The 13,424-nt window shown below is 48.7% G+C and carries 14 protein-coding genes; 3 read left to right on the top strand and 11 right to left on the bottom strand.

Going from position 1 to position 13,424, the window contains the following annotated elements; genetic code table 11:
• Positions 1 to 14 precede the first annotated feature (14 nt).
• Positions 15 to 887, bottom strand: a complete 873-nt coding sequence (locus JET16_RS18315; protein ID WP_199618263.1) for a DMT family transporter — start codon at positions 885 to 887, stop codon at positions 15 to 17.
• Positions 888 to 1,010: 123 nt separating this feature from the next.
• Between JET16_RS18315 and JET16_RS18310 the strand changes: the two genes are divergently transcribed.
• Positions 1,011 to 1,718 (top strand): ArsR/SmtB family transcription factor, encoded by a 708-nt coding sequence (locus JET16_RS18310; RefSeq protein WP_199618261.1) that lies wholly within the window; start codon positions 1,011 to 1,013, stop codon positions 1,716 to 1,718.
• A 125-nt stretch (positions 1,719 to 1,843) separates the two neighbouring features.
• Here the strand turns inward: JET16_RS18310 and JET16_RS18305 are convergent, their stop codons facing one another.
• Positions 1,844 to 2,920 (bottom strand): hypothetical protein, encoded by a 1,077-nt coding sequence (locus tag JET16_RS18305; protein WP_199618259.1) that lies wholly within the window; start codon positions 2,918 to 2,920, stop codon positions 1,844 to 1,846.
• A 271-nt stretch (positions 2,921 to 3,191) separates the two neighbouring features.
• Between JET16_RS18305 and JET16_RS18300 the strand changes: the two genes are divergently transcribed.
• Positions 3,192 to 3,911 (top strand): hypothetical protein, encoded by a 720-nt coding sequence (locus JET16_RS18300; protein WP_199618257.1) that lies wholly within the window; start codon positions 3,192 to 3,194, stop codon positions 3,909 to 3,911.
• Positions 3,912 to 4,306: 395 nt separating this feature from the next.
• The gene (locus JET16_RS18295) at positions 4,307 to 4,843 is read left to right on the top strand and encodes a hypothetical protein (RefSeq protein WP_199618255.1); all 537 of its coding nucleotides are present in this window, start codon (positions 4,307 to 4,309) and stop codon (positions 4,841 to 4,843) included.
• Positions 4,844 to 5,206: 363 nt separating this feature from the next.
• On the opposite strand, the gene JET16_RS18290 is transcribed toward JET16_RS18295, so the two are convergent.
• The 9 genes from JET16_RS18290 to JET16_RS18250 all read right to left on the bottom strand — a co-directional run bounded on the left by JET16_RS18290 (position 5,207) and on the right by JET16_RS18250 (position 13,412).
• Positions 5,207 to 5,680, bottom strand: a complete 474-nt coding sequence (locus tag JET16_RS18290; RefSeq protein ID WP_199618253.1) for a GyrI-like domain-containing protein — start codon at positions 5,678 to 5,680, stop codon at positions 5,207 to 5,209.
• 73 nt (positions 5,681 to 5,753) lie between these two features.
• Positions 5,754 to 6,866, bottom strand: coding sequence for an ABC transporter substrate-binding protein (locus JET16_RS18285; protein WP_199618251.1), 1,113 nt, complete (start codon positions 6,864 to 6,866; stop codon positions 5,754 to 5,756).
• An 8-nt stretch (positions 6,867 to 6,874) separates the two neighbouring features.
• Positions 6,875 to 8,656, bottom strand: a complete 1,782-nt coding sequence (locus tag JET16_RS18280; protein ID WP_199618243.1) for an RNA polymerase sigma factor — start codon at positions 8,654 to 8,656, stop codon at positions 6,875 to 6,877.
• Positions 8,657 to 8,870: 214 nt separating this feature from the next.
• Positions 8,871 to 9,269, bottom strand: a complete 399-nt coding sequence (locus JET16_RS18275; protein ID WP_199618241.1) for a VOC family protein — start codon at positions 9,267 to 9,269, stop codon at positions 8,871 to 8,873.
• A gap of 66 nt (positions 9,270 to 9,335) precedes the next feature.
• Positions 9,336 to 9,755, bottom strand: coding sequence for a VOC family protein (locus tag JET16_RS18270; RefSeq protein WP_199618239.1), 420 nt, complete (start codon positions 9,753 to 9,755; stop codon positions 9,336 to 9,338).
• Positions 9,756 to 10,066: 311 nt separating this feature from the next.
• On the bottom strand, positions 10,067 to 10,492 hold the full coding sequence (locus JET16_RS18265; RefSeq protein WP_199618237.1) for a VOC family protein: 426 nt from the start codon (positions 10,490 to 10,492) through the stop codon (positions 10,067 to 10,069).
• A 27-nt stretch (positions 10,493 to 10,519) separates the two neighbouring features.
• Complete coding sequence (locus JET16_RS18260) at positions 10,520 to 10,900, bottom strand: VOC family protein (RefSeq protein WP_199618235.1); 381 nt, start codon at positions 10,898 to 10,900, stop codon at positions 10,520 to 10,522.
• An 81-nt stretch (positions 10,901 to 10,981) separates the two neighbouring features.
• On the bottom strand, positions 10,982 to 11,668 hold the full coding sequence (locus JET16_RS18255) for a hypothetical protein (protein WP_199618233.1): 687 nt from the start codon (positions 11,666 to 11,668) through the stop codon (positions 10,982 to 10,984).
• A 13-nt stretch (positions 11,669 to 11,681) separates the two neighbouring features.
• Positions 11,682 to 13,412 carry an RNA polymerase sigma factor gene (locus tag JET16_RS18250; RefSeq protein ID WP_199618231.1) on the bottom strand — a complete coding sequence of 577 codons (1,731 nt, stop codon included), beginning with the start codon at positions 13,410 to 13,412 and terminating at the stop codon, positions 11,682 to 11,684.
• Between the last annotated feature and the right edge of the window lie 12 nt (positions 13,413 to 13,424).

The raw sequence follows: 13,424 nt of genomic DNA, 5'->3' as shown, positions 1-13,424 counted from the left end.
ATACTATTTTTTCCCTATTGCTTATATGAAATCTTTTGACCTCGGAACGACCAATTGGCGAGAAATATCCCGACTAGAATAAGGAATCCCCCCGCATAAACGTACCATTGAGCCTCTTCGCCGAGCAGAGCCCAACCCGAGAAAACGCCGAAGAACGGCGCCAAAAACAAGAAAGCGCTCGTTTTTCCGGGATCCCCCCGGTTCAGCAAGTAATACCACGTTGCAAATTGTACGATGGACCCCATTATCGCGAGGTATAACACTATCAATACGGATGCCGAATTGATGATCATTTTCGTGTCCTCCACGGTTACACCCGCCAACAACAGAAGCAATCCGCCAATGAGCATTTGGTAAGCGGTCAGCACCCAAATATCGAATCGTGCCCCCCACTTTTTCACCAAAATGGTCGCAACAGCCCAACTAAGAGCGGAACCCAACCCCAGAATAGTCCCCGTCTTCAATTGAAGATGCGCTCCGAGCGTTACAACTACACCCAAAAACCCGATCAACACCCCGATCCATTGAGAAAATCGGTATCTCAACCCGAGAAACCACGTACCAAAAATGACAACCAACAGCGGATTCACAAAAGTAAGTATGGAAGTTTCTCCAGCCGTGATCGTGCGCAAACTTAGGAAGATGCAACCCATCACAGCCGCAGTTTGAAAGAGTCCTACAACACCGACTTTCATCCAATCATCCGTTGATGCGGGGTGGCGCTTTTTCCTCACCCACAGAGTCATGAGAAGGCCGGCAATCGTAAAGCGAAGCCCTGCGAGAAATAACGGAGAGAAGTAGGCCAAGCCCATCTTCCCCACGGCAAAGGAAGATCCCATCAGCGAAGTGGCAAGTATGACAAGCAATCCATATATAAGTATATTCATGCTCTCCTCCTGGACTTATATGATTCTTTTGCGATTGTAGCACAAAGACAATTCGATTATGATCGAAGTATGAATGTCGGATAAAAAACTTGCTGTGGCAAGCTCCCGGGAGGGCAGAAAATTATGAGTTCAAACAACCCAAATACTAACCCTAATATTACGGAAATCGCAACTTTGATCGGCGACCCTTCACGTATTGCGATGCTAATAAGCCTGCTTGGGGGAAAATCCTTGCCCGCCGGCGAACTGGCTCGCGCCGCGCAAATATCGCCGCAGACCGCAAGCTCACATCTAACGAAGTTGGTGGAAGGAGGATTGCTTGTCAGCGAGTACTACGGCAGGCACAAATATTTCCGGTTAGCCGGCAGTGAAGTGGCGCACGCGTTGGAGGCGCTTCAAGCGATCGCTCCTTCGAAGCCGGTTCGATCGCTCCGGGAGTCGGACCGGTTGAAGGCATTGCATTTTGCGCGTACGTGCTACGATCATCTTGCCGGCAAAATCGGCGTTGCGTTGACGGACAAGCTGATGGAATTGAAGCTGATCGAGCAATCGGGGAAAGATTTTATTTTGAGCGAAGCGGGAAGAAAGAAGCTGATTGCTTTCGGGGTGGAAGTGGACGGAACTACTGGGACACGCAGACATTTTGCCAGGCAGTGTTTGGATTGGAGCGAACGCCGGCACCACTTGGCGGGGAGCTTGGGGGCGGCGCTTACGAGACGGTTGTTCGAGCTGAAATGGTTGGAACATTTGCCGGACAGCAGGGCTGTGCGTGTAACCGAAGTAGGAACAAGGGGCTTTGCAGAAGAGTTTGGTTTGATGGATATACAATAGTTTTATAATATTGCGAACCGCTTCCTGAGAAATTAGAAATGAGCACAATCGCCATGTACAAGGGATGAATCATCGGATTGACCAAAGAAGCTGCCGAATCGATATTCCGGCAGCTTTATGTTCAACTATTCAGAAACTTCGGCGGTGCTTAGCTTGCCGAACACCAAACTGCTCAGAGCCGCAAGAAAGATCGCCCCGCCCCAAAACTCCGGCTCCCACGACACGTTGCTAATTATTTCAATGACCAAGAAGTATAATCCCCATACCAACGCTGACAATAGTCCCATGAAAAGATGCAGCTTCCACCCGTTACGAGTCATGCGCAATACACGCCAGACAAGATCCGCGGTTAAACCGGATACGATCCCTACGGCGATCATCGAATAATCGTCAAACCCGTCCAGCACGCTCATAAATATCATCGGCACCGTCATCAAAAGAGTGAAGCTGCCAAACGGTGGGTTCCAGCGTTTGAGCAGTACCAGCATGGGTATGATCAAAATCGCATTCGTAATCAAAATATCCGCAATCCCCTGAACCCGGCCCTGATCGTACAAGTAATGCTGCACCCTTTCACCTCCGCCTAAACCCATCACCCATTCATTATAGCCTTGAGTAGGGTGCCCATAAATAAACGCCCAGAAATTCATTGCGAAGAATGCGGTGAAACTGGTAGCGAAAGCTAACGAAACGAGCGCAGGAAGCAATTGTACGAAACTTGGCGAAGCTGCGCCTTCCGCGGACCGTTTAATCCAAGCTCTTTTGAACGGGCTGTACACGATCAACGTCCCGCCCACGAAGAGGCACAGATGGGATGGACTGTACAACGCCTCAATACCGGTTTCGATTCCAAAGATGATGTGCCATATCATATCGCTCACTCCGCCGAAGGCAAAAATCAATACTCCGGCGATACCGGAACCGTAACCGAGCGGAATCGCTTCGCTGCCTCTCCACCCGAGCCGGTAATTTCGGTACGTTAACCAGGCGAACCACAAGGCGCATGCCACAAATCCCGAGTACAAGATAGCATGCCATGGCGTAAAAAATGTCTCCAATGTTTCATCGATATGACCGTGAGCATATCCGTCGATAAATACACCTGATAATAGCCAAAGAGCAAATAAAATGGTGAAAAAATCGATTGTTGTGCCTACCCGCGCTTTGTCGGTCGGTGAATTCAAGGCAATGTTTGCCTGCACTTCGCTCTCCTCCCTCATGGTACCATTAATTCTGGAAATATTCCCCTTTTCATCTTATTTCACCGGTGAGAGGAGCATAACCGTCTAAAGTCCGGATATTTACCTGGCCTTTGGTCCACCCTCTTGCACGTAGGCCATTTAGCCAAAAATCATGGCGGCCTGTTGCACTGTGAAAACTATCGCTCCCGAATCGCAGTTACGCCGAATACCAAAACAATGGTAAAATATCTTGTATAGATGCTAGAGCTATAATAGAAAGGCGGAGAAAGTAATGGAGTATGCATTTGTCATTGAACCCGGCAACTATCAAGCTTTTGAAACCGAGACCGAACAAATTGAAAAATGCAAGGAATGGGGTCTGCTCACAGATAAAGCTTCAAAAACTAAAACATATTTTTACAAGGGCAACGGAATGAATTTATCCTGCAGCATAGTCGGCTTCGTCGATAACGTCACCGCGGTCATTGAATTCGACAACAAGCAAAAACACTGCATCCACCCTTCATACCTGAAGGAGATGCAGGCCTCGAATTATGGACAGAAATTGTCCGCAGCGTTGGAAGATTCGGTAGAGCCGGCCGAAGCGCAGCTAGAAAAGCCGCAGAAAGAAGCTCAACCCGCAGAGGAAGCGAAAACTGCGGAACCTGCGGCAGAAGAGACGCCGAAAGAGAAACCGAGAAAAGAAAAAGCGCAAAAGCTTCAACTGCCCGAAGAAAAAGTCAAAATGACCGCCACTGTTAAGGAATTTACCACGGTGCCGAACAATTTCTCCGACACTGACGACGAAGTGGTCATCTACGAAACGGTTTCCATTGCGGAGCCGGAGATCGAAGTCGGCGCAGCCTGGTCGAGCCACAGCGCCACGCTTAAAAAGCTGGAACTGGCGATCGGGGACACGATCACATTTGAGGGTAAAATTGTTGCGAAAAAGCTCACCAAACATCCCGTGCCGTACAAAATCAACAATCCTGCGAAAATTCAAAAATCTTAGCATAAAAAGAAAGACGGAGAAGCTATGGAATATGGTTTGCATTAATAAGAAAAATCGAAGTACATTCAAGGATAAACGACCGCGATTTTATAAAAGCGCATTTTTTTCGGGTTTTTATCACAGCACAACGACCAGTGGATTAACTATTTATTGACAATTTTAATACTCGGCCTTAAAATGAAAATGTAAGTTGCGTAACCGTGAGTAACGGCCAGAATTTTACTCATTCGTAAGTTAGTCCTCCGAGAATGACGGGGACGTTAATATGTAGAATATCATTCACTTGTAAGTTTGCTCCCCGAGAGTAACGGAGAGTTTAAATCGAGAATATTACTCACTTGTATGTCACAGGCAAATCCCTCCACATGACGGAGGGATTTTTTCTTGGAGGAAAAATGAAATTTACTTCTATTTCAGACAAGTTTTTTGAACAACACGGAGTTTGCAGGGAATTAATGAGCAATGAGAATGAAAAAAGACCATATTTAATTATCGTTAAACTAAAATTTAATGGAAAGAGACAGGATTTTGCAATTCCATTCAGATCAAACTTGTCTAATCATATCCCAAAAGATCAGTATTTTCCGTTGCCTCCAAGACATACTACAAAAAAGTATAAAATTCACGGTTTGCACTACTTAAAAATGTTTCCGGTAAAAAAACAATATCTTATTAAATTTAATATTTCTAATGACACTTACTATGTTAAAATTTATTCAATTATTTCTAAGAAACAAGCGGAGATAATCGAACAAGCCCAAGCGTATCTTGATGCTTATCAAAGTGGGAATATACAAAATTATGCAACTGACATTAATAAAATATACCTATCTTTATATGGTGTAACAGTCGCGCAAGAAGCCGCTACTGGTTTAGAGAAAGTTCAAGATGAAATCGCGATGCAAAGATATAAACCAGATACGGACAAGTAAACTAAGTCACGTTAGGGTGGCTTTTTTGTTTTTGTGAAAGGTGTCCGAATTCAGCGATCATAGCGGAGTCATTCGTTCATACGCAGGTGAGCCTTCTTCTCTCTAACTTTCATTGCGTAAAACTCATAGTATTCGTCCATTGTTTTAAAGCACGATTTGCAAAGGTCTTATTTGCCGGATTTTCGTCGCTCTCTGAGAAATAGAGGAACTGGGGGGCGCTATCACGGTGCAAACGGGTGTCGGACAGGCAGAATCGCCGAAATAGAGGACTGTAGTTCCTCTATTTTTTACAAGCGTTGGAATATGCGCCGATAGAGGCCTGTACTTCCTTTATATTTCTCCGCGGGAGCCTCTTTCTTGTGATCATCTCTCAATCGGAATTAAAACCTCGGCCGGTTGTTCCCCACCTTCATGAAAGTGATGATAGATTTCAATCTGACATGCACCGTACAGTCTATGCTTATAGTTGTTTTCTTCCAACCATTTCGACAGCTTTTCATATCCTTCAAATATTGTATTATTCGTACACGCAATCTTTACGTATGCTGTCTCCGGCAGTGTAAATGAAATCATGCCCGGAAGTGTATCGCACGTATAATCTTCCACTTCTAAACAGGCAAAATAAGTCGCCACCACCCTATTGCACATATAAGGTGAAAATAAAATATCGGAATTCAATGCATTGCTTACTTCAAATCTTCTGTTTTGAAAGAAATCTGTTTGGACTTTTATTGCCGCTTCCGGGAATGAATTTGGAAAATTTGCCGTAATGCTCTGTCCGACAAACTGATATTCTTTAGTAACAACTTCACATTCAAACGTTGCGATTGTACTCATCCTTGACCAATCCTCTCTAGGTTTTTATTTTTTCTTTACCGGGAACATCAGGTCACTGTGAAACAAACCTAACCTACGTATACCTCGTCCAGGACCGGAGCGTCTGCGCCACGTCGGCCCCCTCCAAAATCATGCGGTGAATGTCTTCGTTGATCAATTGGCGGGAGGAGTTCCATTTTTGATTCAAATAGTAACCGCTCAACTGCACATGGTCGAGCTCCTGCAAGTAACGAGACCAGACCGGATGCGCCGTCAACCCCCGCTGCTCCGCCTGCTTCTTCGAAATCGGGGGCATCCATGAATGGCAATCGACCAAGTAATGACGAAGAAACTCCCATGCGATCCGCGGATTCGCCGATTTCGTCGTTACCCCCGCTCCACCCATATAGATCATGTTCGCCTGCTGCTTGCTCGGCATGTTCGGCAAACTTACGACACCGTATCGGTCATCGTTCGCCCTGCCATGAAACATGTCCCACATAAAAGAGAACTTCATCGCGCACTCCTCTTGGCCGTCTGCCGCTTCGCAAACCTCTCCCGGCTTCCGAATAATTGAATGCACGCGGAATGCGTCAATGAGCTTCCGGAACGCTTCGATCGTAGCCGGACTATCCACATATCCCCTAGACGTCGATCCGTCCGGAGCGACATATCTTCCACCGTTACGCATAACAAAAGGCTCAAACCACTCGATATCGACACCGAGTCCGAAACCGAACCTGCTCGCAACACCATGCTCGTCCCGAAGGGTCAACCGTTTTGCTAGTTCGATCATATCGTCCCACGTCCAATCTTCGGTCGGATATGCCAACCCTTCACGGTCATAAAATTCCTTATTATACACGACAAGCGGCGGACTGATTTCAATGGGAAGGGCATGCAGCGCTCCGCCTTGGCGGGTGATCCGCAGCAAACCCGGAAAAATATCCTCTTCCAAGCCTTGGACCTCGGCGATATACGGATTCAAATCGATAAACAGGCCGTTCCTGTTGAAAATCGAATAGCCGCCCGTTTCGATTATATCCGGCGGGGTATCGGACTTAAATAACTGTATCGATTCGTAATGATCGGTCGACTGCTCGACAACGATACGAACATTCGGATTTGCCTGTTCGAAGATCTCCTTCGCCGCCTGCACATTATGCATGTTATAAGAAACTTCCGTTAAAAATCGAATCTCTGCCATAATTGCTGCTACTTCCCTTCTCTCATAAATGTGATCGCTTTTTCCAAATATCCGATGGCCGCCGTTTCAAACTCTTTCGCTGTCTCCAAATACGCCGCGGAAGTGTCGCGCATGTCCGGGGCGAGCACTTCGGACGTACGGATGAACGGCACTACCCCGCTCAGTTTCTCCATCGCATCCGCCGCTTGTTCATAAGCTTCGGAAGCCAGCAGCGTTAGCCGCATCGCTTCCCCTTCGAGCGTTACGCCGCGCAAATATTGCGAGGCGTAGCGTTTCGTCTCGGCATACACGGCGGACAGCTGCCCCATACCGTACCGGTTCGGCACGGTATGGCCGCTGCGCAAATGTCCGATCCAACGGTCGTACGCAGCAAGCCCGGAGGTGTAACGCAAGTAAACGGTCGACGGCCGGTAATCGCAGCCGCGCCTCGCGTACTCGACCGCAAACCGGATCGTCCGCTCCGCTTGAGTCCGCAGAGCTGCTTCCCCGGGCGGCCGGGCGGAACAGCCGTCAATACCCGCGAGAAACCGCACCGGATTGTCAGCAACGTCATCATATGAAAGCGTCTTTCCTTCAGGCAGCATTTGATCCGTCAAGTGCACGATCCGCCGTTCATCGTCGTAGCCGAATATTATCGCCCATTCGTGAACATAAGGCTTTGTGGCCAGCGTGTCGAAGTACAACACCGGCTTACCCGCATCAATATACTTTCGGATAAAAGGGAGAACGGCTTCTTCAATCGGCAAGACGACCGGAAACCGTTCCACCGCGCCCAGCAACGGAACCGGAGAATCCGCGAGCTGTCCGGCGAGCACGGATATTTTATAGCCGAGCTCCTCCATGAATGCCTGCAACCTTCGCCTCCAATCGAAAATATAGATGCCGTCCGCAAAAGTCGTTCTATCGGAAATCTTCATTCGGAAAGCGAGAGTAGAGACACACATCAGTTCGGCCGTGTCCCGCCGGTCGCCAAGCATGGCCAGAATGCGGCCGACGCTGTCGCCGAAGGTCGTGTTCACCGAAAGCTGTGGCGGCCATTCCGGCAATTGAAGCACTTTATTTCCAGCCAATACGCCACCTCCCCTCTTCTCAGGCAGAAGGCCGAGTGAAACGCGGATGTGCTCTTTGCGGAGCTTCTGGCGGGAACGGTGTATGTAGGTGTAAATGGAACCGGTCGTCATTCGGTACATGGCCGCGATCTCTTCAGGATTCAGTTGCTGAAAGAAGTAAGCCTTGAAAATCCCGCGTTCCTTGGGGCTCAAACAATGGAGCAGCGCATGAATCGTTTCGTACATCTCCTTGCGCAGCAGACTTTCCGCAGGATCCTGATCCTTAGCCGCAGCGTCGGCCGCCGTGCGGGAAAGATGATAGAGGATGCTGTCCAGATCCTCCCAGTCGACTCGCGATCGGTCGGTGTCCGCCGATCGCCCCATGGATGCGAACGGCTTCTCCTTCCGGTGCGGACCGCCGCGGCGTAACCGCATGTTCGCCTGGTTGCGCACGATACGGTGAAACCAAGGCAAAAAGCGGCTCGTATCGGTCAGCGTCCCCAGATGCAGAAACGCGCGAATGAGCGCATCCTGCACAACATCGTCGGCCATATGCGGATCACCGGTCATCCGCTCGGCCCAATCGCGCGCCTTGTTCCGGTGCTGTTCGATGAGCTCCCCGAACGCTTCGGTATCCCCTTGTTGCGCCCGTTCCACCAACGTTTGGTCGCGATCGGGCCGCTCCGCTGCGCCTCGGCTTTCCTTTAACGCATTTGCCGTTTCCGAAATATGCAGTCTCATAACCGTTGCCGTCCTCCCGCGACTCCTTCGCCTCATAAATAAGGATGCCGTTCGCCGATCCGTTTTGAACAATTTATATATGTTATATTCCATTTTTTTTCGTTAAGTCCTTTTCGGCAACCTAGGAAGCTATTTTACGAAAAGCACGGCTAATTAGAAAAGCCACCCCACTGTGGGATGGCCGTTTCAAAGATCAAAGTAATTCAGTTGTAATTTACTTAGGCCAGCCACCCCATAAATCTATCTTATTGCCGGCCGGATCATAAGCGGAAAAATTACGGCCACATCCACCATTATCTTCGATATGCGTCACATGAGCTCCATTTTGTTTCATTTTTGAATGAAGCTCTTCCAAATTATCGACTTGCAGGGTTAATATACATTGCTCCGAACCGTTGATTTCCGTGTAATTAAGGTTGCCTGGCTCCATTGGCTTAATTAAAAATATCGCCTGCTCTGAACTGATGCCTAACTGTGCCTGGTCCTCATTCACAGGCCTCAGCAGCTTCAAGTCGAGGTGATCCGTATACCATTTGGCCGACTCTTCAGGATTGTTTGCAGGCAAATAAATACAGTTAATTCTTTTTACGATTGTGCTCGTTCTATCTATCAATTTTAACCCACCCATCGTTTTGGAATTAGTGCATCACAAGTGAACAAAATAGTAGCATGTTGCCTCTCAACTTCCGCCGCCAAATACAATGACATACCCATCCACATCTTTCACTGCAAATTCCTTCCACTGGCGGCTGCCCATATCTTCTATTAGCGGCTCATACGCAATGATCGCGCCTTTAGCCGCGAACTCATCGTACAATGACTGCACTCCGCCAAAATCCGAATATGCGTAAGTATCCCAGCTTGTCGGCGGGCCGGGCCAGTCGGACGGGTAATCCCGCTTTGACGGCATAGCATTCGGCCGCACATCTTCGGGTTTCTCGGCTTGCTGCAAAATAAAGCCTACCCCGTCGCGTTCGACGTGTCCCCAATCGTCAACCGTAAAGCCTAATATGTCTTGGTAGTACGTTTTTGCTTTAACTAAATCCGAAACCAATCTCACCTGCAATGCATTCTTGATTTGCGCTCTCACAGCCGGCACGGTCGATCCACTCCTTCTTTATTCTTCCGGTTCCACCCATTGAGGATCGGTTTCATGCTGGTAATCCCCATTCCATACGTCAAACTTATTACCGTCGGGGTCTTAAAATTTAAAGTTGCGTCCGCACAACCCTCTGTCTTCAATTTCCTCGACCCGTGGGACCTGAATCCAATTTGAAACAATGGCCGCCCCACTGCAATCCGAGTACATTTTCGTACCACTTCTTGGACTTCCAAAAATCCGACACAGGGATATAGACCGTAGCGACACTTCCTAATCCGACTTGTACAGTGGTAGTCATTGAGCTCGCCTCACCCGAATACAATGGTATACCCGTCAGGGTCTTGAATGTATAAATTTTTAAAATGCATGCCGTTGCTGTGAGTAGCTTCAATTGGCCCTAAAACGATGTTAGCCCCATTAGCCCTCATCTCTTCCACCAGCGAATCAAACTCGTTATAATCCAGATGAATGAATGTGTCCCATCCCAAATCAGGGCCCGTCCAATCCGTCGGATAGTTATCCCGCTTCGCCGATGCTTGATTCGGCCTGACGTCGTCCGGATGCTTCGCTTGCTGGAGAATCAACTTCATTCCGCCTCTCACGGCATGTCCCCAATAATTGACTTCACAGCCAAGCACATCGCGATACCATGCGAGCGATTTTTCAAAATCCGATACAAGCCTCACTTGCAAACTGTCGTGAAATGTTGCTTTCTTGCCGATCTTCTGTTCCATTGGCAATTTCACTCCTTAGATTATTATTTATCCTCCGAATGCGATGCGGTAGCCGTCGACATCCTGGATTGTAAACTCGCTGAAGAAATCATTGAGATCCGGTCCCCTCACAATTTCTACTCCCTTAGACCGGAATTCTTCAAGAATCGTTCTGACATCCGTATAGCAAAATGCATCGAAATATAACCCGCCATCTACCGATGATAACGGCCTCACATCGTCAGCATTCTTCGCAGGATGCAAAATAAAAGTAACCGAATCCCTGTTCATATGAACGTGTTTCACATCCGGCCCGCCTACAAGCTCATAAGTAAAGCCGAGATTTTTGTAAAACTCGACCGATTTATCCAGATCCCTAACTAGCAATACCATCGTCGGACCCGTTAACTTCACCGCAGCAGCTGCCATGTTCTCCCTCCTTCCTTCATTTGGTTTCATTATGTACAATGCCGGCAAGAAGCTGTTTCTGACATTTTCGAAAAATTTTTTTCAACCCTCCTCAAACAGCAGCCCATTGCCATACTTATCCCAAAATTCCACACCAAGCCCTTCGGTCGAATCATCCGCGCGGTATTTCGGATGTTGGCGCAGCCAAGAGCGGATACGACCCAGATCCGAGGTTTGGATACGGCACAAAGGCCATCGCGGCCGCAGCGAACGAGGGACCAGCTTAACATGGACATCCGCCGGCAATGAAAAAATCTCAGCATACACTGCACGCGCAGCATCGACTTGACGAACGGGTAAATTCAAATCTTTAATCGCAAAACGCCCCCGGTCGGAGAAATCTGTTACAGCCGGGTACGGCAAAGCGCGGTCGCACACGGCGAAAACATGCTCATCCGCATCCCGAAACAAGAAGAAATTCATCCCGGTTCCTTTCACAATGGGCAGCGTAATCTCCAGCTTGCAGCGCTTGATCGTATGCATCGCTTTCTCTAAATCCGCGCTTTTCAAGACAAAACCAGGTTTGGGGTCAAAATGGTGCGTATCATACCGGTGATCGTCCAGAATCAGTTTTTTCCCATGAGCGAGCTCGAGCACATAAATCGGTCCGTCGGATAACCCGGGAATAACAGGACGGTCGAATATTTCACTATAGGTAAGAATTGATTCGCGCAATGACTCCGAGTGTAGGAAAGCGCCTTCAAATTCGAATAAAGTTGATAAGGCCAACAGAGATACCTCCTTAGAACAAGAAAAACGGACTCGGCTGCACGATAGCGGGAACAATCTCCGAACGACCGACGAAGGCGCTCCGGCTAGCGAGCAATGATTCCAAGACCGCTATACCGCGCTCCTCCAAATGTTTGGCCTGCAGCAACATGTCAACCGCGAACTTTTTATCATGGGCAACTAAGTCCTTATCCCCGGGAAACGGGAATCGTTCCTGAAGTTGGTGAAATACGTCAAACACTTCCCGGTAGCAACCGGCCGCCTCTCCAAACACTTCCCTGACGGAACGATTCTCCGCCTCAGAAGCGGATTCGCTCCATTGCCTGCTCAACTCGGTTAAAAACCTTGCGGCAGACTCGCGCGCATCCGCCAAAATTCTCACATTGGAGGCATGTCCCAGAGGATCGGCGGTATTGTTCCGAATCGCTTCCACCCATGCGTCATATGCGGCGAGGCCGTTCACCTGCGAGTAAAAGATCGGCTCCTCCCCTTTCGCGTGCCGCACGATCAGTTTGATTAGACGCTGAAGTCTCGCCTCCGAACTTATTCCAAACCGTCCGTCGATGATAACAATATATATGCAGTTCGATCTCCGGTGCCCGACCAACGAATATGGCATCTCCCCGTGTCCTTGCGTGTCGGATGCGAAGAGCAGCTGTTTCTCGTCGTCGTAGCCGTACACCAGCGCAAACTCCGGATGAAGCGCGTCGTGCAGAAAAGCGGGAATTCCTCTGTCAATCGAATCACGGATCATCCGGATCGCTTGCCATGACAATGTTGCTTTTTTGTTTGGGGCCGTTTTCAGACCGTAATTGTAAATATCCATCGTCCGGCAATGGAAACCGAGGTTAAGAAGCGCATTAGTCTTGTATGTATTCCAATCGTGCATGCTGAGCGGTCCGATACGATGCTTCCACACGCTGATTTTGAAAGCGTACTGGGTCCATCCGGCCAACTCGTGCTTTGCGATGCTCATGCCGGAATAGGGTAGATTATGATAGAGGGCGTTCAAAAACGTAAGGTCCGGGTGAGGAAAAGAAGAGCCTTCGATGGCCGGTTTCGCCAGCTCGCGCTTCCGTAATCCGTCCTTCTCCACTTTGTGGCGAAGCGAATCTTTCAAATCGAAAAATAATTTCTCGTTTGAGACCTTTTGACGGGATCTGGAGATGATTTTATATACGTTGGCCGTCGAAAGATTGAATAGACTTGCGATTTCATCGGGCGCGAGCTGGCCGAAAAAATGCGCCTCAAAGATTTGCCTTTCCTTCTTGCTGAGCACCTTGAGCAAATCCCGAATCGTATCCCACATTTCTTTGCGCAGAATGATGTCCTGCGGCTGCGGCTGATCGGCGCTTTGTTGGGAGCCGATTCGACGGCTGACATAATCCAATACATTGTCTATGTTGGAAAAATCGAGTTGACTTTGTTCTTCGCCGGCAGCGGTAAACCCCGAGAACGGACGCTCTTTGGCATACGGTCCGCCCCGCCTGAGCTTCATCAAAGCTTGGTGACGAACGATCGTTTGCAGCCATGGAATGAAGCCGCTGTGAGAAAGCTTACCCAGATGGAGGAATGCCTTGATCAATGCCTCCTGTACAATGTCCTCCGCCATATGACGATCGTTCGACAACCGCCGGGCGTATCCGAGCGCTTGGTCGCGGTAACGGAGAAAGAGCTCGCCATAAGCATCTTTATCGCCGGATTTTGCCAACTGGATCAGTTCCTCATCGGTGCAGTCGTTCATTACTTCCTCCTT

Source organism: Paenibacillus alkalitolerans (genome assembly GCF_016482785.1).
GTDB classification, from domain to species: Bacteria; Bacillota; Bacilli; order Paenibacillales; family YIM-B00363; genus Paenibacillus_AE; species Paenibacillus_AE alkalitolerans.
The sequence above is the reverse complement of the archived record's forward strand: the minus strand, read 5'-3'. Positions and strand labels throughout refer to the sequence as shown.

Bases quoted from the DNA above. Each gene is read 5' to 3' on its own strand.
- JET16_RS18250 (WP_199618231.1), bottom strand. From the start codon at position 13,412: ATGAACGACTGCACCGATGAGGAACTGATCCAGTTGGCAAAATCCGGC.
- JET16_RS18260 (WP_199618235.1), bottom strand. From the start codon at position 10,900: ATGGCAGCTGCTGCGGTGAAGTTAACGGGTCCGACGATGGTATTGCTA.
- JET16_RS18300 (WP_199618257.1), top strand. From the start codon at position 3,192: ATGGAGTATGCATTTGTCATTGAACCCGGCAACTATCAAGCTTTTGAA.
- JET16_RS18280 (WP_199618243.1), bottom strand. From the start codon at position 8,656: ATGAGACTGCATATTTCGGAAACGGCAAATGCGTTAAAGGAAAGCCGA.
- JET16_RS18315 (WP_199618263.1), bottom strand. From the start codon at position 887: ATGAATATACTTATATATGGATTGCTTGTCATACTTGCCACTTCGCTG.
- JET16_RS18290 (WP_199618253.1), bottom strand. From the start codon at position 5,680: ATGAGTACAATCGCAACGTTTGAATGTGAAGTTGTTACTAAAGAATAT.
- JET16_RS18310 (WP_199618261.1), top strand. From the start codon at position 1,011: ATGAGTTCAAACAACCCAAATACTAACCCTAATATTACGGAAATCGCA.
- JET16_RS18295 (WP_199618255.1), top strand. From the start codon at position 4,307: ATGAAATTTACTTCTATTTCAGACAAGTTTTTTGAACAACACGGAGTT.
- JET16_RS18265 (WP_199618237.1), bottom strand. From the start codon at position 10,492: ATGGAACAGAAGATCGGCAAGAAAGCAACATTTCACGACAGTTTGCAA.
- JET16_RS18285 (WP_199618251.1), bottom strand. From the start codon at position 6,866: ATGGCAGAGATTCGATTTTTAACGGAAGTTTCTTATAACATGCATAAT.